The following is a 21,953-nucleotide window of genomic DNA, read 5'->3' on the forward strand; positions in this document are numbered from 1 at the left end:
TCCAAAAAGGACGGGCGGGACGCCCATCCCACAATAACAATTAAAATTGTAAGTTATTTAATTCGCGATCCTAAGTAGTTGAGCATTAATGCAGGGGCGGGCTAGAAGCCCAACCCCTACTCCCCACAAGAAAGTGTAAGTGTAGGTGTTCTTGTGGAACGGGCTTCTAGCCCGTTGCTCATCTTGGTCGAGAAGATTCATCTACTAGCTTAGCAAATTTTAGCAAAGTTGCAGCATAGCGATCGTCCGCCACATCCATCAAATCATTATGACCGGCCCCATCAACCCAAAAATTCAATTTCGGCTGCTTCGCCGCTGCAAACAACTGCTCTCCATGCCAAAAATGCACCACCTCATCAGCCTTACCATGAATCACCAAAACAGGCGATCGAACTTTGCCAATCTTATCAATATTCACAAACTTATCAAAGGGTAAAAGCGGAATCCGCGTCAACACCCGAAAAGCCGAAACAAAGGAACTTTCAACCACCAAACCGCCGACTTTTTGCCGCGAAGCCAAATCAATAGTCGGCCCACCGCCCACAGAACGCCCGTAAAGAATAACTTGCTTTGCAGGTACTCCCAACTGTTGGGTTAAATAATTGTAAGCAGCATCAATATCACGATAAGTATTATATTCAGAAGGATTTCCCTGACTCCTGCCGTAACCTTGATAATCATAGGCAAACACAGCAAACCCACTATCTCGAATCTCTCTGAGTACCCACAAAATCCCGGCCAAGTCTTCCGCATTCCCGTGACTGTAAAGTATGGTATATTTAGCTTGCGGGTTAGGAAAATGAACAGCAGAAATTTTCACGCCATTAGCTGAGCTAACTTTGATAACTTCCCTGCTATCACTTTGACTAGATGGGGGAGGTTGAAAAATTAGCCGTTCTGAAACAAAGAAACCGTAAAAACATAGAAATGCGTAAATAAAAATTATAGAGCGCATCAGTCGTTTGACAGAAAATTCTCCAAAAAGCAAGCGTTTAATATTTTTTCTGTTCCATTTAGTCATTACTAAAGGCTCATAGTTGAATAAGATTTAACTAATACTTTTTTATTGCGAGAAAAGACATGGCACTAACATACCCCGATGACCTGAAATACCTAGACACCCACGAATACATCCGATTAGAAGGCGAAATTGCCACCATCGGCATCAGTGCCTTTGCAGTTGACCAACTCGGCGATATCGTGTTTCTAGATTTGCCCGAAGTCGGTGCAGGGTTGGAAAAGGGCGAAGCTTTCGGTACAGTCGAGTCAGTGAAAGCAGTTGAAGACTTGAAAGCACCAGTTACGGGTACAGTCGTAGAACGCAATGATGACATTATAGAGGCTCCCGAAAATTTGGCCGACGACCCCTATGGCGCTGGATGGCTGCTGAAAGTGCGCGTTGACAATCCCAGCGAAGCAGACGAGGCTTTCTCGGCCCCGGAGTATCGCAAAATGGTCGAAGGGGAATAGGGCATAGGGCATGGGGCATGGGGCATAGGGCATAGGGCATAGGGCTCGTTGATAATTCCACAATCCGCCAGGGGTTGAAACCCCTGGCTAATAGCACAAGTCGTCTAAAGACGACTGAAATACCAAGCTGTTGCGGGGGGAGTTGCGATAAGTGCAGCTTAATCTACAGTCGTCTTCAGACGACTTTAGCTATGAGACAGGGGTTTCAACCCCTGTCGGACTGTCGGACTTTGATACACGCAAAAAATCTTCCTTAGTCGTCTTCAGACGACTTTAGCTATGAGACAGGGGTTTCAACCCCTGTCGGACTGTCGGACTGTCGGACTGTCGGACTGTCGGACTATCGGACTGTCGGACTATCGGACTGTCGGACTTTGATACACGCAAAAAATCTTCCTTAGTCGTCTTCAGACGACTTTAGCTATGAGACAGGGGTTTCAACCCCTGTCGGACTGTCGGACTGTCGGACTATCGGACTCTCGGACTTTGATAGACGCAGAAAATCTTCCTGGTTTTCTTAGCAAAATGTTACAAACAAAGAAGCAAAAGTCTATTCAGGAGAATCCGCCTTGGTACTCTACAGCCCTCAACTTGAACCCAACCAGCAGCAAAACCTTTCCTCCATCAATGGTTTTGCGGGCCGGCACATTGGCCCGACACCCAGCGAAATCCAGCAAATGCTCAATGTTTTGGGCATTTCCAGCCTCGATGTGTTGATTGACAAAACGGTTCCTGCGGCGATTCGTATTTCTCAACCCTTACAACTTCCCGAAGCGCGAAGCGAGTACAGCGCTTTGGCAGAATTGAAAGAAATTGCTGCAAAAAATCAGGTATTTCGATCGTACATCGGCACAGGATATCACGACTGCATAACTCCCCCGGTCATCCAGCGGAATATCCTAGAAAACCCCGGCTGGTATACAGCTTACACTCCCTACCAAGCCGAAATTGCTCAAGGGCGATTGGAAGCTTTGCTGAACTTCCAAACCATGATAATTGACCTTACGGGTTTGGAAATTGCCAACGCTTCCTTGCTGGATGAAGGGACTGCGGCGGCGGAAGCGATGGCGGTGAGTTACGGCGCCAGCAAAAATAAGGCAAAAGCGTTTTTTGTTTCCCAAGATTGCCACCCTCAAACTATTGAAGTGGTGCAAACTCGCGCTAAGCCGTTGGGAATTGAGGTAATTGTCGGCGACCATCAAAGCTTTGAGTTCGATCGTATAATCTTCGGCGCTCTCCTGCAATACCCCGCCACAGACGGCGCAATTTACGACTATACCGATTTTATTCGATCGGCACACGAAGTCGGCGCATTAGTCACAGTAGCCGCCGACATATTGAGCCTTTGCTTGCTCACACCCCCCGGCGAATTCGGCGCGGATATAGCCGTAGGAAGCACTCAGCGCTTCGGAGTGCCGATGGGATTCGGAGGGCCCCACGCAGCCTATTTCGCCACGCGAGAAGAGTTTAAACGGCAAGTTCCGGGGAGAATTGTCGGCGTTTCTAAAGATGCCAACGGCAAATCTGCTTTACGTTTAGCCTTGCAAACTCGCGAACAACACATCCGCCGCGAAAAAGCAACCAGCAATATTTGTACGGCTCAAGTTTTGCTGGCAGTGATGGCGAGTATGTATGCTGTTTATCACGGCCCTTCTGGACTGAAAGACATTGCTGAGAAAGTACGGACTTTAACAGCACTTTTGGCATCCGGTTTAAGAAGTTTCGGATACAAAATTGGTTCTCAACCTTTCTTCGATACTTTGCGGGTAGAATTGGGAGACAAACCGCTGTCAGAACTTCTAGAAGCTGCTAAAGTTCGCAAAATTAATCTCCGAGTTTTCGATGATTCGACAGTGGGAATCACTTTAGATGAAACTGTCACGGTTGAAGATGTGCAAGAGTTGTGGGAAATTTTTGCACAGGATAAAGATTATATCAGGGGTGACGGGCAGAATGCTCTCAACATTCCGCTGGATGCAGACGCATTGAATTCCTATTTGACCTTACCAGATTTTTGCGATCGCACCAGCAGCTATCTCGGTCATCCAGTTTTCAACAGCTACCATTCAGAAACTGAACTTTTGCGCTATTTGCACCGTTTAGAAGCCAAGGATTTATCGCTAAATACATCGATGATTCCGTTGGGTTCTTGCACAATGAAATTGAATGCAACAGCAGAGATGATGCCGGTGACTTGGGCGGAATTTGGCAAGATACATCCCTTTGCACCCCGCGATCAAAGTCGCGGCTATCAAATGATGTTCGTGCAACTAGAACAGTGGCTGGCAGAAATCACCGGTTTCGCGGGAATTTCTTTGCAGCCAAACGCCGGTTCCCAAGGCGAATACGCGGGTTTGTTAGTTATTCGCCAATACCACGAACACCGAGGCGAATCTCACCGAAATATCTGTTTGATTCCCCAGTCAGCCCACGGTACAAATCCGGCTAGCGCGGTGATGGCGGGGATGAAAGTAGTGGCTGTCGAGTGCGATTCTCAGGGCAATATTGATGTTGCGGATTTACATAAAAAAGCCGAGAAGCACAAAAATGAACTGGCGGCTTTGATGGTGACATATCCATCAACCCACGGCGTTTTTGAGGAAGAAATTAAAGAAATTTGCGAGATTGTCCACAACTGTGGCGGACAAGTTTATATGGACGGCGCAAATATGAATGCTCAAGTTGGTTTGTGCCGCCCCGGTGATTTTGGTGCTGATGTTTGTCACTTAAATTTGCACAAAACTTTCTGTATTCCCCACGGCGGCGGCGGGCCGGGAATGGGACCGATTGGGGTAATGTCTCATTTAGTAGAATTTTTGCCCACTACTTCTATTCTTAACAGTCAACAGTCAACAGTCAACAGTCAACAGTCAACAGTCAACAGTCAACAAAAATCAGTTGGTGCTGTTTCCGCAGCGCCTTGGGGAAGTGCTAGCATTTTGACTATTTCTTGGATGTACATTCGGATGATGGGAGGATTCGGTTTAACTGAGGCGACAAAAGTAGCAATTCTTAATGCTAATTACATGGCAAAACGGTTAGAATCTTATTATCCGGTTTTGTACAAAGGGAAAGCTGGTTTGGTGGCGCATGAGTGTATTCTAGATTTGCGACTTCTCAAAAAATCTGCGGCTATTGAAGTCGAAGATATCGCCAAACGCCTGATGGATTACGGCTATCACGCGCCGACGGTTTCTTGGCCGGTTGCTGGTACGGTAATGGTGGAACCGACGGAAAGCGAATCGAAGCAGGAATTAGACCGTTTTTGCGATGCCATGATTGCGATTCGAGGCGAAATTGCGGAGATTGAAAAAGGTAATGTTGACGCGCAAAATAATGTGTTAAAAAATGCGCCACACACCGCAGAATCTCTGATGGTTGATGAGTGGAATCGTCCTTATACTCGCGCGCAAGCGGCTTATCCGACATCTTGGACTCGCGAACATAAGTTTTGGCCGGCGGTGGGCCGGATAGATAATGCGTTTGGCGATCGTAATTTTGTCTGTTCTTGTTTGCCAATGGAGGCTTACAATTAACATTGTAATCCATGTAAATCTCGTTTATATCTGAGTCTAGATCCCCCTAAATCCCCCTTAAGAAGGGGAGTAGGGGTTGACTTTGAGAACGCTTCCAGTCCCCCCTTGTAGGGGCGGTGCCCCGTGCCCGCCCTCTTGGCTAGGGGGGATCTCCGGGTTTGATAGATGCCGAATATCTAGGTAAAAAAACCCGGTTTCTCAACCTCACCTCTCTCTTCTCTTCCTCTGTGCCCTCTGTGGCCTCTGCGGTTAAATCATTCCGAAACAACCGTAAACGAGATCATCCAAAGCCTCAACAAAAATTCCCCCATCTCAGCTACAATCAAAACCATCATCCCCACATCCTCACCACCCACCATGAGGCACTGGCCCCCCGGACAACAACTCCAAAACGGCAAATACATCATCGAAGAAATCCTGGGCTGCGGCGGATTCGGTGTCACCTACCGCGCCCAAAACCTCAAAGAAGGTAAAGCCGTCGCCATCAAAACCCTAAACGCCAACGTTCAAAGTAAACCAAACTTTCAGGAATTACAAACCAAATTTCTCAACGAAGCATTATCTTTAGCCCGATGCAGTCATCCCCACGTCGTCCAAGTTTACGAAGTGTTTCCCGAAATGGTAGGAAATATAGAATTGTGGTGCATGGTGATGGAATTAATCGATGGAATTGACTTAGCTAGCCATCTCGAAGATAACGGCATTTTGTCGGAAGAAAAAGCTTTGGCAATTATTAAGCAATTGGGAAGGGCCCTGAGTTTTGTTCACAAGCAAGGATTTACTCACCTGGATGTTAAACCCCAAAATACTATGCTCAGAAAGCAGGGTTTGAAAGCCGTTTTGATTGATTTTGGCTTAGCACGACAGATGACAGCACCGGGAAAATTGAGAACTAATAGCAATTCCGGGACTGAGTGTTACGCACCCATTGAATTATTAGAAAAACGTGCCGAACTAGGCGCTTATACAGATGTTTATTCCCTAGCAGCAACGCTTTATGTAATGTTGACGGGTGAGTTGCCGTTTTCGTCGCAAGTCAGAAAGCAAAATATTGCTTTAACTCCGCCAAAGCAATTCAATTCAGAGATTAGCGACAGAGTGAATGCCGCGATTGTGAAAGGGATGGAATTGGAACCGCAAAATCGCCCACAGTCGGTGCAGGAATGGTTGAATTTAGTGATGCCTAAAAAAGCTGAGGATGAGGTAGAGTTAATTTCAGCCGTGGGGATGGATTATATAAACTTGCGAAATTTATTAGCAGTAGGAAAGTGGCAAGAGGCGGATCGGGAAACGACGAGAGTGATGCTGAAGGTGGCGAGTACAGGTAGGGACGAACAAAGATCGCTGGATGTAGGAAGTATTAATTTTCCCTGCGAGGACTTGCGTACCATTGACCAACTTTGGGTGAAATACAGTAATGGGCGCTTCGGCTTTTCGGTGCAGAAGCGTATCTATCAAAGTCTGGGTGGAACCAGGGAATACGATCATAAAATATGGGAAGCGTTTGGCGATCGGGTAGGTTGGCGCGTGAATAGTGAATGGACGGAAAACTGGCAATATAACACCAAAGCACCAGAAGGAAACCTCCCGACACCTCCCGGCTGGGGTTGGTTGAGTTGGGCGGGCAGTTTTGATTGGTGTGGGGAGCTAATTCTAGTGGCGCTCTTCTCTCTTGTCGAGACTTGTAGACTCTAACATCTAAGCGTTACAGGATTTCAAAAAGATTTATAATAAAGGCTATGCCCAAGCTAGACATAATTCACTACGCTGTCAAAAACGCACTAATCAAAGACGGCTGGATAATTACTGACGATCCCTATGTAATTCAGTATCGTACAACAACGCTGTACGCCGATCTCGGTGCCCAACAACCTATTGCTGCTGAACGGTCGGGACAGAAACTTGTAGTTGAAGTGAAAAGCTTTATCGGTGCCTCAAAAATCCAAGATTTAAAAGAAGCTCTCGGTCAGTATGACATTTATCGTTACCTTTTAGAAGAAACAGCGCCCGATCGCAAACTTTACGTGGCTATTAGTACCATAGCATATAGAACCTTCTTCACTCAAGATGCGATTCAATTAATTGTAAACAGACATCAACTTCCCCTAATAGTCGTCAATACAGAAGTAGAGGAAATAGTACAATGGATAAACTAACCGAGTATCCCAAATTAATCGAGCGGATTTTAACCGAGTATATAGAATTGTGCCGCCGTCCTCAACCAGACATCGAAACCTTCTTAATTACCGATGCACAAAACGGTCATTATATGTGGATGAATCTGGGCTGGCAAAAGGGAGAACGCATTACCGGGATGACTGTCTACGTTAGGATTCGGGATGGCAAATTCTGGATTGAGGAAGACTGGACAGAAGATGGAATTGCAACAGATTTAGTGCGTGCAGGGGTTCCAAAGGAAGATATTGTATTAGCATTTCACGAGCCAGGAATGCGGCAGTACACGGATTTTGCAGTAGCTTCCTAGCGCTATCAAATATATTTTATAGGAGGAGACATGAATCCCCATAACTTAGAAGCACAATTTGTAGTTTGCATCAACAATCAAGACCATCCAGCGTCATTGGAAGTACGAAAAATCTATCAAATAATCCCGGATAATCGCGCTGAGGAACATCAATTGATCCGAGTTATTGATGAATCTGGCGAAGATTATTTGTATCCAGTTGCATATTTTGTACCCATCGCATTGCCGCAAGCTGTAGCCGCCGTATTTGCCTAGCATAACTTCATAATTATAACAGAAGTAGAGGAAATAGAAATTTTACCAACTATAATTGAATTAATCTAAAATCCAAAATCTAAGATCCAAAATCGATAGATGGCTTACAGTAACTTTTCCCTCAGTGACTTAATCAAACAATTCGGCTTCACTCTCACAGACAAAAACAACTTATTTGTCAATATCCCCGAAGTCGGATACAGCGAATATCTAGATTTCACCCTCAATTACAACCTCCGAATAGCCAGCGAAATCAACACAGAAAAAGCTCGTTCTGAAATGATTATCACCCCAATCTTACTAGAATTGAGGAGAATGCTAGACGATAAAATTAGCTTGTTTTCCGGTAAAGAATTTAACGTTGACATAGAAAAAGGGCTGAATGGTGCTTGTGATTTTTTAATCAGCCTGTCTGAGTCTCAAATTGTAATTATGGCACCAGTCATTGCGATTGTTGAAGCTAAGAAAGAAGACTTAATCGGCGGTTTGGGACAGTGTGCAGCCCAGATGTATGCAGCGCAATTGTTTAATCAACAAGAAGGCAATCAAATTCCCATAATTTATGGTGTGATGACATCGGGCACTGTGTGGAGATTTCTTAAGTTAGAAGGTAATGCTTTAGATGTTGATGTTGCTGAGTATTACATTAAAGATGTAGGAAAAATTTTAGGGATTTTATCAAGTTTGCTGAAAGGAATTGCTTGATTGATAATGAGAACCAGACTTACGCACTCCGACCAAAGAAACCGGGTTTTTATTGAATCTTTCGGCTGGAACCAAATATTGCCGTAAAAAACCCGGTTTCTGAACCCCCCTGCGTCCTGGACTATAGCTGTTTGTGTTATGATATATTGAAAAAGCATATTTTTACTGAGAGGTGAATCGATGCCAACATTAACATTCACATTAACCGATGATTGAGTAATTGAATTAGCTCAAGAATTACCCGATCGCAAAAAACATCAATTATTGAAAATATTGCTGATGCAGCCTTGGGAATCTTGGGCAAACTTAACCCATGATGGCCCAGAAAAAGCGCGACAGGCTGCTGCACAAAGGGGAAAAGACTGGGATGCAATGACAGAGGATGAACGGGAAGAATTCATCAATGAATTATTGCATGAAGACTAATTTAAGCAAGGAGACTTAGTAAATGGTATGCGATATTTGCGGAACAGAAGGTGTGCGAGTTCGCCGAATTCCCAGAACCTATGGTAAAGGCAAAGATTTGCTAGTTATAGAAAACATTCCCCTCATAAGCTGTCCTCACTGTGGTAGCAGTTACCTAACAGCCGAAACACTCCATGAAATCGACAGAATTAAACGCAAGCGTAAAAGTGTAGCGGTAGAACGTTCTGTAGAAGTAGCTAGTTTTGCTTAGCCAATTATCACCTTCACAATCATATATTGAAATGAGTTCAAAAGTCACTCTCACTTTTGTATGTGACGAGGGCGGGATTTTCCCCGCGCAATTTTGTGGGAGTAGACCCGTTTTGTGGGATTTTGAATAATGATGGGGGATGGGGTTCCTATTCGCGATCGCACTTCCTCGATTCCTCAACCGCTAGCCGCAGTTATCGATCGCGCTTTAATCGACAATCCTGAAATTTATTACAAAAGTGCAGTAGATTATAAACAAGCCCTATTAAATACTCTACCATAAATTAATGAATGCACGATTTTTGTGGCAGTTTCCCGAAAATAAACCTCGTTGGCTTGTCCTATTTTTGTTAGCTTTAATCGCCGCTTTGGCAATTGCCTCCACAACAGTTTACTTCAAAAACGGCATAGCCCAAACAGTCAATCCCACCTTATCTGTTGATGTGACAGCCGATCGACATTCCATCAGTCCTGACATCTATGGTATGAATGATTATGCCCTAGATCCCACAATCGCCAAAGAGTTACGAATTCCAGTAGAACGCTGGGGGGCCAATCACACCAGCCGCTACAACTGGTTAGTCGATTCTTCCAACAGCGGCGATGACTTCTTTTTCGTGGGTGGCGGCGACAAGAAAAATCCTGTTCCCGGTGATTCTATAGATAAAATTGTCAAAATCAACCGCCAAAACGGCAGCAAAAGCATCGTTACAATTCCGATGATTGGCTATGTAAATAAATTTAGCACTTGGAACTGCGGGTTTAGAGTATCCAAATACGGGCCACAAGAAAAAACAAATCCCTACATTTTTCCAGAAGGTGATAAATGCGGCAACGGTAAGCGTCCCGACGGCACTTTGATAACTGATAATAATCGCCTTGATGTCAGTATTATTAGCGACCCAGCATTTCAAAAAGCTTGGGTTCAACACTTAATTAAAACCCACGGTACTGCTGCTAAGGGCGGCGTGCAAATTTATCAAATGGACAATGAACCAAGCGGTTGGGGAAACACTCACCGCGATGTTCATCCAGAAGCGACGAGTTACGAGGAATTGCGCGATCGCACTTACCAATATGCCTCAATGGTAAAAGCTACAGATCCAACTGCTAAGGTACTCGGCCCGTCGGATTTTGGCTGGCCTGTCTATGTGGATTCGGGGGTTAAGGGCGATCGCGAAAAGCACGGCGGTGTCTGGTTTGCGCGGTGGTACTTGCAACAAATGCGCGCTTATGAAAAGCAAAAAGGTGTTCGGATTCTCGACTATTTCGACGAACACTACTATCCTTCGGCGGACGATACCTGTTTGGCCAATTGTCCCGCCGGCGATGCCAACACCCAAGCGCTGCGACTGCGATCGACTCGTTCTCTATGGGATGCTACCTATACTGATGAAAGTTGGATTGGTAAATACAATCCACCCCTAACAATTATCCCCCGGTTTCGAGAGTGGGTAAATCAAGATTATCCAGGTACAAAAGTCGCGATTACTGAATACAATTGGGGCGGTTTAGAGTCGATTAACGGCGCCTTAGCCCAAGCCGACGTACTGGGGATTTTTGGGCGGGAACAAGTGGATTTAGCGACGCTGTGGGGGCCTCCTAAGTCTTCGGAACCGGGGGCCTATGCTTTCCGAATGTACATGAATTATGACGGAAAAGGCGGTAAGTATGGCGATACTTGGGTGCGATCGGGTAGCACAGATCAAGGACTTTTGTCAATTTACGGAGCCGATCGCAGCAGTGATGGTACTCTGACGCTGGTAATTATTAATAAAACCAACAAAAATTTGACTAGCAACTTGAGTTTGAAAGGATTTAAATCGGCGGGTAAAGCTGAATTTTACACTTACAGCGAGGCCAATTTGCAGGCGATCGTCCGTCAGAGCGATTTAAATGTCAGTGATACTGGATTCCAGGCAACTTATCCCGCTAATTCTATGACTTTGGTGGCTATTCCCAAGGCTAATTCTTAGCGGACTTAACTTAAGCCACGGAATTCGCCCGCCAGAACCGGAATGATTAAACCGCAGAGGGCGCAGAGGACACTGAGGAAGAGAAGAGAGAGAGGAATAATTCTGACATTTTTAATCTGAAATTAGACCTGAAGCGTTCCTGCGATCGTCCTTAGCATCCGAGTGTGTTAGTGGACAAATGCAACTCTCCTGTCCCAGCCACTGCGATCCTACTTGATGCAGGGCTACCATCACCGGTTGAATTTGGCGACCCTTGGGCGTGAGGGAATATTCTACGCGGGGCGGAATCTCGGCATAAACACGGCGATCGACTAACCCTTGAGATTCCAACTCTCGTAGGCGTTGGGTGAGGGTTTTGGTGCTGATGCCAGGGAGTGCCGTGAGTAATTCGTGGGGACGCCTCGCGCCTCCAAACAGTTCGCGTAGAACCAAAATTGACCATTTATTGTCCAACAAGTCTAGCACAAATTGAATCGGACATTTAACCTCTACGCACTGACTCGCTTCCACCATAAACTCCCTGCACAGTTGCCTTCACGATAATTTCCATATTTCTTTAGAAATGGCTCAAGCGTCCTATTGGCTTCAATGCTTTACCTAAAGTAACTATAGGATACCACTGGTAACTGACTTGTGGGCGATCGCGGATTAAGGCAATGTGGTGCACAGTCATCAATTCCGAACAATCCACTCTCCACTCCTATGGTCAGTTCAATTAGTAAATCGGAGTCTGCTGGTCTCCCATCCAGCATTAAAGCACCTGTTCAAGAAACCCTGTTAACACCCCGCTTTTACACCACCAATTTTGATGCCGTTGCCGAAATGGATCTGTCCGGGCAACAAGCGGAATTAGAAGCAGTTGTAGCAGAATTGCGCGCGGACTATAACCGCCACCATTTTGTCCGAAATCAAGAGTTTGAGCAATGCTGGGACAACATTGATGGCGAAACGCGAAAGGCATTTATTGACTTTCTAGAGCGATCCTGTACCTCAGAATTTTCGGGTTTTCTGTTGTTCAAAGAACTCTCCCGCAAACTTAAGAATCGCCAACCGTTGTTATCGGAAGCCTTTAGCTTACTGGCACGGGATGAAGCGCGTCATGCCGGTTTCTTGAATAAGGCGATGGCAGATTTTGGGTTGTCTCTCGATCTGGGCTATTTAACAAAAAATCGTACCTACACATTCTTCCCTCCAGAATGGGTAATTTATACTGTTTATCTGTCGGAAAAAATTGGCTACTGGCGCTATATTTTGGTGTATCGCCATCTCGAACAACATCCAGAACATCAAATTTATCCCCTGTTTCGCTACTTCGAGAATTGGTGCCAAGACGAAAATCGGCATGGGGATTTCTTTAAGGCTTTGTTGCGATCGCAGCCTAAGCTTTGGAATAACTGGAAGGCAAGACTCTGGGCGCGCTTTTTCCTACTGACGGTGTTTGCCACCCATACAATGACGGTGTTGGAACGCTCCACATTTTATGACTCCATCGGCATCGACCCCGATGAATATAACAAGCAGGTGATTCATCACACCAATGAAACAGCAAAACGGGCGTTTCCCAGTATTTTAGATACCCACCATCCAGAATTCTTTCCCCGTTTGGATCGATGTGCGATCGCCAATCAGAAGCTAGCAGAAATCTCAACTAACCAGCGCCCTGCCGCCATCCAATTTTGCCAAAAATTACCCTGGATTGCTGCGATCGCGTGGCAGTTGTTGCGCCTTTATTTACTGCCTTCGATTAATGCTGAATCGTCCAGAACCGCTATTAATTAGGAGATATTGCCATGACTAATCTATCGACACGCCTCAGAGAAGGCACGATGCAATCCCACACCACAGCCGAAAATACGGCATTTATGAAATGCTTTATCAAAGGCATTGTGGAACGGGAACCTTTGCGTAAACTATTTGCCGATTTGTACTTTGTTTACAGCGCCTTAGAAACGGCTTTGCAGAACCATGTCAACCACCCGATTATCGGAACCCTCTATTTCCCGGAGTTAAATCGCACTGAGAATCTGGCTTGCGATCTAGCTTTTTATTACGGTGAAAATTGGCGGGAGGAAATTACGGCTTCGCCAGCGGGTTCTGTGTATCGCGATCGCATTCAAACCCTCTCAGCAACCGATCCAGTCCTGCTGATTGCCCATGCCTACACCCGCTACATGGGTGATTTATCCGGCGGACAAAGCTTGAAAAATGTGATTCGATCGGCGTTGTCTCTGCCGCCGGATCAGGGAACAAATTTCTATGAATTTTCCCAAATCTCGACACCAGAAGCAAGGCGAGTATTTAAGGAACGCTATCGCCAAACCTTTGATGAGTTTCCGGTGGATGCTGACACGATCGAGCGAATTGTCGCCGAAGCAAATACGGCATTTACCCTTAACCAGGATGTAATGCACGAACTCGAAGCCGATGTGAAAGCGGCGATTGGAGACCATACCTTTGATTTGCTGACTCGGCAAGATCGCCCCGGTAGCACAGAAGGCCGCAGCCCTCATGCCAAGCGAGAATCTGTCGCAAAATAACTCGCCCAAGGAAAACAAGATCGATCCTATCTCTAAAATATGCCGGGGTTCTGAATTTACACAACAACAGAAGGATACATTAGTTAATGAAACAGTTATCACAAACGGTTGAATTTGATGCTGCATTGTTGAATAAATACAACCAGCCTTTACCTCGCTATACCAGCTATCCACCCGCCACAGAATTAAGCACTGATTTCGATCGCCACGCATTTAAAACCGCGATCGCCGTCGGCAATCACAAACAAACCCCCTTATCGCTTTACTGCCACATCCCCTTTTGTGAAACGCCCTGTTATTTCTGCGGCTGCAATACCATCATTACCCAGCGCAAGGAGGTGGTAGAACCCTATTTAGGCTATCTCGATCGCCAAATTCGCCAAGTTGCCAGTTTGGTGGATGCCGATCGGCTGGTGCATCAGTTGCACTGGGGCGGCGGCACGCCCAACTATCTCGATCGCAGTCAGGTAGAGTGTCTCTGGAACCAGTTAAATCGATATTTTCGGTTCGATGACGCTGCAGAAATATCGATCGAAGTCAATCCTAGCTATATCGATCGCGAATATATTCTATTTTTGCGACAATTAGGATTCAATCGCATTAGCTTTGGCATTCAAGACTTTAATCCCATCGTGCAGGAAGCGATCAATCGGGTGCAGCCCGAAGCGATGTTGTTTGATGTGATGGATTGGATGCGGGAAGCTGGGTTTGAAAGTGTCAATGTGGATTTGATTTACGGCTTACCTTTCCAGACACAAGCAACATTCCAGGACACAGTAAAGAAGACCTTGCAATTAAATCCCGATCGCATTGCTGTCTTTAATTTTGCCTATGTTCCCTGGCTCAAACCGGTTCAGAAACGAATGCCAGAATCTGCTTTACCGACTGCGGGCGAAAAGCTGAAAATTCTGCAAAGTACGATCGACCAACTGACGCAAAATGGCTATGTGTTTATTGGTATGGATCACTTTGCTAAGCCTAATGATGAACTAGCTATCGCGCAACAAGCTGGACAACTACATCGTAATTTTCAGGGTTATACCACTAAGCCCGAATCGGATCTGTTGGGCTTTGGCATGACTTCCATCAGTATGTTGCAGGATGTGTATACCCAAAACCACAAGGGATTGAAAGATTTTTATCTGGCGATCGATGGGAAGGAATTGCCGATCGAAAAAGGTGTTAGACTTAATCAAGACGATCTGATTCGGCGCACAGTAATCATGGAATTAATGTGTCAATTCCAACTGTCGGTGCAGGATTTGGAAGAAAAATACCATCTCGGCTTCGATCTAGATTTTAATGACTATTTTGCTCAGGTTTTGCCACAACTTGATGCCTTAGAAGCTGATGGGTTAATCAAACGTTGGGGCGATGGCATTGAAGTAACCGCGCTCGGCCGCTTGCTAATTCGCAATATTGCATCCGTGTTTGATAGCTATCTCATCCGCCACTCAAGCAAACGGTTTTCCAAGTCCCTATGAATCGTCGTCAGATTTGTTAACTCTGAGATGTTGCACCCTTCTCAATTACTTGTTTAGGAACAGGCTTTTCGGCCTGTTCCACAACAAAATTCACTCTTTGTGGAACGGGCCGGAGAGCCCGTTATTGAGAATGCTACAAGATGTGAGTTAACTCAGATTTGTTAACATAGTCAGAGACGGATAAATACTTTCATAACCGAGTTGTTGCGTAAATTCTAACCAATTCAACAAGGAAAAATCAATGTTCTGTGAACAATGCGAACAAACAGCAAGCGGACAAGGATGCCATCAGTTTGGTGCTTGTGGGAAAAGTCCTCAAGTGAATGCTATCCAAGATTTGCTGATTTATTATCTGCGCGGGTTGGCTCCGATTGCCCTGAAAGCAAAGGAGTTAGGCATTGATACTCATGCAGTGGATGTCTTCACCTGCGAAACGATCTTTGCCACGATGACGAATGTCAACTTTTCCGAAAAGCGGTTTGTTGAGTATCTCCAGGAAGCGATCGCCCATCGCGCCAACCTCAAGGCTCAAGTGCAGCAAGCAACAGACACTCCACCCACGTGGGCTGCAATTTCCGACTTTGAACCCAACTTTGAGGAGAGCCTGGTTGAGCAGGGTGAGCAGATTTCCCTCCAGTTCCTCAGTCAGTCTGCCTCGAATGTGGATATTTTCTCACTCAAACTCACAGTGCTATATGGGGTGAAGGGTCTTGCCTCCTACACCTTCCACGCCTACGAAGTGGGCCAGGAAGACGAGCGGGTGTATCGTTTCATTTATGAGGCACTTGTCGCCCTCGATAACCAGACCTTGAGCTTGCAGGAGTGGGTGGATCTTGCTCTTGAGGTGGGAGCCATTAATCTGCGCTCTATGGAACTATTGGATGCCGGACATACCGGTACCTATGGGCATCCAATTCCCACGCCTGTTCCCCTCAATCCACGGCAAGGGAAGGCGATTCTGGTTTCAGGACATGACATCAAACAACTCGAAGGCTTACTCAAGCAAACAGCAGACACTGGAATTACTGTTTACACCCACGGCGAACTTCTACCAGCCCACGGCTATCCCAAACTAAAACAGCAGTACCCCCATCTATACGGTCACTACGGCACTGCTTGGCAGAACCAAACCAAGGATTTTGGCAAGTTCCCCGGTGCGATCGTGATTACGACCAACTGCTTAATGCCAACCCATTCCTATTATGAAAATAAACTCTTTAGCGTTGGCCCCGTCGGCTATCCGGGTCTGATTAACTTGAGTGAGATCGACAATGGCACACCCGATTTTACTCCCGTTATTGAGAAAGCACTGGCACTTCCCGGCTTTACCGAAGATGCACCCCCCAGGGAAGTCACAGTTGGTTTTGCTCACAATACAGTCCTAGGGGTGGCAGATAAAATCATTGAGGCTGTGAAACAGCGTAAAATCCGCCATTTCTTCCTGGTAGGGGGCTGTGATGGAGCCAAACCCGATCGCAACTACTACACCGAGTTCGTAGAAAAAGTGCCTGATGATTGTGTCGTGCTCACCCTAGCTTGCGGTAAGTTTCGCTTCTTCGATCGACAAATGGGCGACATTGACGGACTACCCCGCCTGATGGATGTTGGTCAGTGCAACGATGCCTACTCAGCGATTCAGATTGCTGTAGCCCTAGCCAATGCCTTTGAGGTAGGTGTCAACGATATACCCCTTTCCATGATTCTGTCGTGGTATGAACAAAAGGCAGTAGCCGTCTTGCTAACTCTCTTGCATTTGGGGATTAAAAACATTCGTCTAGGGCCGACATTACCGGCGTTTATTTCTCCCAATGTCTTCAAGCTTCTGTCGGAGAAATATAACTTGCAGGCCATTACCACCCCTGATGCCGATCTGGCAGCTTGCTTGAGCTGATTAGCAGTCATTCGCTAAGTCTATTCAGAGGGATTCATCTGCGTTAATCTGTGTTTATCTGCCCTCATCTGCGGTGAAAAAAAGAGAATTTATCGAGCCGCAGATGATAAGGGATTGACGCTGATTCACGCAGATGTCGAGAAGAGAGATAGGAATGGGCGAGCGATCGGATGGAGATTCATATTCTAAAAGATGGCAGTCGGATTTTCACAGGCTACCGAGGTCAAATGAATCTGGCTGGGTCGGAGTTATGAACCCGATCGCACTAAGCATCGAGCATCCAAGCAATACACTTTTGCATTTGATTGCTCATTGTTTGTCGATCGGCATTATACCTGCGGCCATGTCCCGGCAACACCCATTCAAACGAGTAATTAGCCAAATTCTGCATAGATTTGATTTGTTCCGGCCAAGAATACCAACAGACATCGTGAAAGCCAACTAGCTGCTGCAAACTTTCCGACCAAGCAAGATGATCGCCGGTGAACAAAAACTTGTTATTGTAAAGCAAAACTGTGTGACCTTTCGTGTGACCTGGCACCGATATAATCAACAAATCATCTGCTAGTTGATACGGTTCGGTGGGCGACAATTGCATTTCTACACGGCAAGTATCAGCGTTAATTTCGTCATAATGAATGATGCGATCGCACCCAAAATGATCGCGGTATTGTTGATGATCTGCGACATCATCGCGGTGAGTCAAGTACATATAGCGAATGCCGCCCATTGCTTCTATGTTTTTGACTAGCGGCGGCACAAAACGGGGAGAATCAACTAAAATGTTTCCTTCAGGGCGGACAATTAAATAGCTGGCTGCAGCGTAGGAATTCTCTGAGTGGTAGCCGCAGTGATAGACATTTTCTGCTACGAGTGCGGGTAACAGTTGCTGGGCTTCTTTGATCCTTTTGGGTTTTTCTACAGTCCCTATCGAACTTGTGGGACAAGACAAAAGAGCCGCGAGCGATCGCATTTCTTCAGTGTCATTAGTTGGCTGGTGGTAAACTGCCGACTGTTCTCCCGCTTGAGTAAATACTTCAGGTGCCATCCACCGACAAGTATCGCAGTCAATGCAGGTACTGTCCACTTGACACTCCCCTGGCTAAAGCCGAGGGGATTCTTGATTCGCAGAATCGACTTGCCGATGCAGAATTACTTCAACATCGGTAGCGGTCAACTCTCCACAAGCGTTCGGATCTAAGATCCAAGTTCCGACGTGCCCCGCCGTACTCAATCCCCGACTTAGGATATTTCTACCTGCGTTGTGATCGCGATCTAATACACATCCACACCGACAAGCGTGAGTTCGCGTTGATAGACTTTTCTTAACAATGGTTCCGCAGCTAGAACATTCTTGACTCGTCCCGTGGGCTGGCACGGCAATTGTAATCCTTCCGAATACTTTACCGAAATATTCCATCCACACTCGAAACATATACCAAGATGCGTCGTTAATCGATTTAGCTAAGCAGTGATTCTTCACCATGTTTTTGATTCTCAAATCTTCATAGACTACACAGTCGTTTGACTGGATGACGCATCTTGCTAATTTCACAGCAAAATCTTTACGCTGTCTACTTATTTTGAGGTGGCGTTTTCCTAGAATTACCCTAGCTTTTTTTCTATTTTCTGAACCTTTGACTCGCTTTGAAAGCCGCCTTTGGGCTTTCTTTAGTCGGCGCTCTCCTTTGCCCAGAAAACGCGGATTTTCGACTGTAACACCATTAGAGTCTGTGTAGAACTCTTTGAGCCCCACGTCTAATCCAATAGCATTACCTGTAACTTCAATCTTCTCGGAACGGTCAACTTGAACGCAAAACTGGATGTAGTATCCATCGGCTCGTTTGACTAAGCGCACTCGCTTAATTTGGCTAAGCTGATAGAAATGTAAGTCTCGCGTTCCTTTTAATTTGAGTTTCCCGATTCCATTCTTATCTGTAAAAGTGATAGATTTCCGGTCTGTCGCTAGACGCCACCCGGTCGTTTTGTATTCGACTGAGCGGTTGTCTTTCTGGAATTGCGGAAATCCCTTTTTCCCGGGAATTTTCTTTTTACAGTTGTCGTAGAAGCGGGCGATTGCCGACCACGCTCTTTCGGCGCTTGATTGTCGAGCCATGCTATTCAATTCATCGCAAAACGGAAACTCTTTAGCTAAAACAGCGCTGTACTTATTCAAGTCATATTTGTTGACTTTTTGGTTTTCCATCCAAAAGCGCAATGCTTTGTTACGGATGAACTGCACTGTTCTAATTGCTTCATCTACAGCATCGAATTGCTGCTTTTTACCGTATGCTTTGAATTCAAAAACTAGCATGACTTCGACCTCATCACGTTCTTCTTATGCTAACAGCACTAGCTTAATATCATCAAAGTGTTTACAAGACTTTACAGAGTTGTATCCTAAGTTGCAATCCTAATATCTAATGAAAGATACTGGGAAGCTAAAGCCTCCTTCTCCCTTTCATCCCCGGACTAAAGTCACGGGGTTTTCATGTTCGATTTCTATAAATTATGGTAACAATGAGTACCCCCCACATCCCGACGGGGGATTAAACCCCGTCTCACAGACCAAGCCGATTAAAACTCACCTCTTGCAGCATTCTCAAAAACGGGCAAGATGCCCGTTCCACAAGAGATTAATTTTCTTGTGGAACAGGCATCTTGCCTGTTCATAAAATGCTAATTGAGAATGGTGCAATATCTAAGTTTCAATCAACAATTCTACCGCTCCTGATCCGCTGGAAAAGCACCCGCTTTCACCGCCACAGTAACAGGTTGTCCGCCGCGGCTCAATTCAAGCTGCAGATCGCTGCCCACTGTACTTTTCTCGACAATTTGCTGTACGCTGCCAGCATCAGTTACTTCTTTACCGTTGATTTTCTTGATCACATCGGCAAGGCGAACTCCAGCTTGTGCCGCCGGAGAATTTTTCGCAACTCCCAAAACTAACACGCCTTTATCTTCAGTCAGCCTCAATTTGGTGTTGGGATTTTTATTGAATTCTGCCTTGACTTCGGGAGTAATGCTCAACATCCGAACGCCGAGATAAGGATGTTCGGCTTTTCCTACTGTTACTAATTGGTCGGCAATTTGTTGTGCTCGATCGATCGGAATAGCAAAACCCAATCCTTGAGCGCCTTGAATAATCGCCGTATTCATGCCGATAACTTGACCGCGCTGGTTCAGCAGCGGGCCGCCAGAATTGCCGGGATTGATCGCAGCGTCGGTTTGAATAAAGCTGACGCGCTTGTCGGGAACGCCGACATCGGCGCTAGAACGGCCTGTAGCGCTAATAATTCCCACAGTCACAGTATTGTCCAAACCGAGGGGATTGCCGATCGCGATCGCCCATTCTCCCGGCTGTAACTCTTCAGATTTGCCCAAACTCACCACAGGCAAATTGTTAGCTTCTATTTTAACAACAGCCACATCAGTAACTGTATCTACGCCTAAAACTTTACCGACAAATTCGCGGCCATCCTTCAGTTTTACCGTCACCGTATCCGCCCCGTTAACGACGTGAGCGTTAGTCAAAATGCGGCCATCAGAACCAAAAACAAAACCCGAACCGGAGCCCCTTTCTACCCGATTTCCCGGTTGAATGGGAGATTCCGAACCGAAGAAGCGGCGGAATTGCTCGGGGATCTCATCTGGAACTTGGTTCGTCACGGTGCGAGACGAATTGATCCGCACCACTGCCGGGCCGACTTCCTGCACAACTTTAGTGACAAAATTAGAGTCTTGAGATGGCAGTATATTTGCAGGCAATGCTGAGATTGGCGCTGCACTTGCCGGTTCAGCTTTGATGGCGTTAGAACTTCCAGGAACTTGAGAAGTTAGGGCGTTGCACCCAACAGTTGCGGTGGAACCGAGCAAAATGAGGGATAAAAAAGCAAGTTTTTTAGGGAAAGCAAAAGTGCGAGAACGCTGAGATGCAGGCATATTTTGGGTTGACATAGTATTGATTTGGTTGGAGTTAGAGCGAGAGTTATAATTATGGTTTTGCATTTTTAGCACCTACTGTAATTAAATTAGAACTAAAGGTTCTTTAATTTTTATTCAAGCATTGATGATATCTGCTTGACTGGTGGGGTTTACCCTACAAGCTGGGGTAGAAACCGGACCGTCGCAGGCAAATTGTTTGTGGATTCGAGCTTTTGAGTGCGATCGAACAGGGTCTGCACTGGCGAATTGCTGTCTGAGTGCGATAATACAAACTACGGTAGCCAGCCCGCATATTCCGCATTTTCCGCAAACTTTTCACAGGATTGATATCCGAAGTCATTCGATTTTAGATTTTAGATTTTAGATTTTGGATTGACTTGCGCGAGATAAATTCGGGGGCTTGAGGATTTTAGATTTGAGATTTTGGATTGATTCCACGGATAAATCACGTGGCGGGTACCACCTTTGAAATTCTTGGTCAAAAATAATCCTGGACTCAACAAAACCAGGTTTCTACGCAAAATCTTCGTTGGGAGCGATCGACGTTAACCTAGAAACGGAGTTTTTGACCCCGCCTGAATCCAGGAAGGATAGCAGCTAAAGCACCGGAAAGCTTCACCCTACAGCAGGAAGTAAAAAACCTGTAATATCGTTTCCGGTTGTATCGGAATGATTTAACCGCAGAGGGCGCAGAGAACGCAGAGGGAGAGAATACAGAGAGGAATAATTCCGATGCTACCGGATTTGATATAAAGCCTCAAGCTAAAGTACCAACTAAACCTACAGCATATTCGGTGGTTCATGAAGTACAGTATCCGCCTTAATTGTTGGTACATTGTTATGTAGGGTGCGTCGCTGCTCATGTTTAATGAAACTTGCAGATTGACTGGTGGCGACGCACCGATGCTTACGACAAGATTGTGTGTACCGCATATACATGGAATATGCTGTAAGTCAATCGATTGCGCGATTTTAGATTTTAGATTTTAGATTG

The 21,953-nt window shown here is 45.8% G+C and carries 20 protein-coding genes; 15 read left to right on the plus strand and 5 right to left on the minus strand.

The genetic code is table 11. The annotated features are described in order from the left end of the window. Positions 1-178: 178 nt before the first annotated feature. On the minus strand, positions 179-1,021 hold the full coding sequence (locus QUB12_RS14700) for an alpha/beta hydrolase (protein WP_333146203.1): 843 nt from the start codon (positions 1,019-1,021) through the stop codon (positions 179-181). A gap of 59 nt (positions 1,022-1,080) precedes the next feature. Between QUB12_RS14700 and gcvH the strand changes: the two genes are divergently transcribed. The 11 genes from gcvH to QUB12_RS14755 all read left to right on the plus strand — a co-directional run bounded on the left by gcvH (position 1,081) and on the right by QUB12_RS14755 (position 11,102). Beyond that, positions 1,081-1,470, plus strand: a complete 390-nt coding sequence (gene gcvH, locus QUB12_RS14705; RefSeq protein WP_333307282.1) for a glycine cleavage system protein GcvH — start codon at positions 1,081-1,083, stop codon at positions 1,468-1,470. 569 nt (positions 1,471-2,039) lie between these two features. Beyond that, on the plus strand, positions 2,040-5,006 hold the full coding sequence (gene gcvP, locus QUB12_RS14710) for an aminomethyl-transferring glycine dehydrogenase (protein ID WP_333307284.1): 2,967 nt from the start codon (positions 2,040-2,042) through the stop codon (positions 5,004-5,006). 357 nt (positions 5,007-5,363) lie between these two features. Continuing rightward, complete coding sequence (locus QUB12_RS14715) at positions 5,364-6,701, plus strand: serine/threonine-protein kinase (RefSeq protein ID WP_333307285.1); 1,338 nt, start codon at positions 5,364-5,366, stop codon at positions 6,699-6,701. A 44-nt stretch (positions 6,702-6,745) separates the two neighbouring features. Next, complete coding sequence (locus QUB12_RS14720) at positions 6,746-7,162, plus strand: element excision factor XisH family protein (protein ID WP_333307287.1); 417 nt, start codon at positions 6,746-6,748, stop codon at positions 7,160-7,162. After that, entirely contained in the window at positions 7,150-7,491 is a 342-nt protein-coding gene (locus QUB12_RS14725; protein WP_333307289.1) for a XisI protein, read from the plus strand. Before QUB12_RS14720 ends, QUB12_RS14725 begins: the two co-directional genes overlap by 13 nt. A 30-nt stretch (positions 7,492-7,521) precedes the next feature. Then, positions 7,522-7,746 carry a hypothetical protein gene (locus QUB12_RS14730; RefSeq protein WP_333307291.1) on the plus strand — a complete coding sequence of 75 codons (225 nt, stop codon included), beginning with the start codon at positions 7,522-7,524 and terminating at the stop codon, positions 7,744-7,746. 99 nt (positions 7,747-7,845) lie between these two features. Beyond that, positions 7,846-8,451, plus strand: coding sequence for a hypothetical protein (locus QUB12_RS14735; protein ID WP_333307292.1), 606 nt, complete (start codon positions 7,846-7,848; stop codon positions 8,449-8,451). Positions 8,452-8,730: 279 nt separating this feature from the next. Then, a complete protein-coding gene (locus QUB12_RS14740; protein WP_333106837.1) occupies positions 8,731-8,877 on the plus strand; it encodes a hypothetical protein in 147 nt (48 codons plus the stop codon). Positions 8,878-8,899: 22 nt separating this feature from the next. Further along, the gene (locus QUB12_RS14745) at positions 8,900-9,127 is read left to right on the plus strand and encodes a type II toxin-antitoxin system MqsA family antitoxin (protein ID WP_333307294.1); all 228 of its coding nucleotides are present in this window, start codon (positions 8,900-8,902) and stop codon (positions 9,125-9,127) included. Positions 9,128-9,256: 129 nt separating this feature from the next. Further along, positions 9,257-9,409, plus strand: a complete 153-nt coding sequence (locus QUB12_RS14750; protein WP_333307296.1) for a hypothetical protein — start codon at positions 9,257-9,259, stop codon at positions 9,407-9,409. Between the two features lie 4 nt (positions 9,410-9,413). After that, on the plus strand, positions 9,414-11,102 hold the full coding sequence (locus QUB12_RS14755; protein ID WP_333143294.1) for a glycoside hydrolase family 44 protein: 1,689 nt from the start codon (positions 9,414-9,416) through the stop codon (positions 11,100-11,102). Positions 11,103-11,213: 111 nt separating this feature from the next. On the opposite strand, the gene QUB12_RS14760 is transcribed toward QUB12_RS14755, so the two are convergent. Continuing rightward, positions 11,214-11,615 (minus strand): helix-turn-helix domain-containing protein, encoded by a 402-nt coding sequence (locus QUB12_RS14760; RefSeq protein ID WP_333143295.1) that lies wholly within the window; start codon positions 11,613-11,615, stop codon positions 11,214-11,216. Between the two features lie 189 nt (positions 11,616-11,804). Between QUB12_RS14760 and acsF the strand changes: the two genes are divergently transcribed. The 4 genes from acsF to hcp all read left to right on the plus strand — a co-directional run bounded on the left by acsF (position 11,805) and on the right by hcp (position 17,014). Next, on the plus strand, positions 11,805-12,881 hold the full coding sequence (acsF, locus tag QUB12_RS14765; RefSeq protein WP_333143297.1) for a magnesium-protoporphyrin IX monomethyl ester (oxidative) cyclase: 1,077 nt from the start codon (positions 11,805-11,807) through the stop codon (positions 12,879-12,881). Between the two features lie 11 nt (positions 12,882-12,892). Continuing rightward, positions 12,893-13,639, plus strand: a complete 747-nt coding sequence (locus QUB12_RS14770) for a heme oxygenase (biliverdin-producing) (RefSeq protein WP_333143298.1) — start codon at positions 12,893-12,895, stop codon at positions 13,637-13,639. Between the two features lie 86 nt (positions 13,640-13,725). Beyond that, a complete protein-coding gene (gene hemN, locus QUB12_RS14775; RefSeq protein ID WP_333307298.1) occupies positions 13,726-15,123 on the plus strand; it encodes an oxygen-independent coproporphyrinogen III oxidase in 1,398 nt (465 codons plus the stop codon). 241 nt (positions 15,124-15,364) lie between these two features. Beyond that, positions 15,365-17,014, plus strand: coding sequence for a hydroxylamine reductase (hcp, locus tag QUB12_RS14780; protein WP_333143300.1), 1,650 nt, complete (start codon positions 15,365-15,367; stop codon positions 17,012-17,014). Between the two features lie 265 nt (positions 17,015-17,279). Here the strand turns inward: hcp and QUB12_RS14785 are convergent, their stop codons facing one another. The 3 genes from QUB12_RS14785 to QUB12_RS14795 form a co-directional block, all read right to left on the minus strand. Continuing rightward, positions 17,280-18,101, minus strand: a complete 822-nt coding sequence (locus QUB12_RS14785; protein ID WP_333143301.1) for an MBL fold metallo-hydrolase — start codon at positions 18,099-18,101, stop codon at positions 17,280-17,282. Between the two features lie 15 nt (positions 18,102-18,116). After that, the gene (locus tag QUB12_RS14790) at positions 18,117-19,328 is read right to left on the minus strand and encodes a transposase (protein WP_333143302.1); all 1,212 of its coding nucleotides are present in this window, start codon (positions 19,326-19,328) and stop codon (positions 18,117-18,119) included. Positions 19,329-19,735: 407 nt separating this feature from the next. Then, positions 19,736-20,971, minus strand: coding sequence for an HhoA/HhoB/HtrA family serine endopeptidase (locus tag QUB12_RS14795; RefSeq protein ID WP_333307300.1), 1,236 nt, complete (start codon positions 20,969-20,971; stop codon positions 19,736-19,738). Positions 20,972-21,953: the final 982 nt, after the last annotated feature.

This window comes from Microcoleus sp. B7-D4, assembly GCF_036705125.1.
Lineage (GTDB): Bacteria > Cyanobacteriota > Cyanobacteriia > Cyanobacteriales > Microcoleaceae > Microcoleus.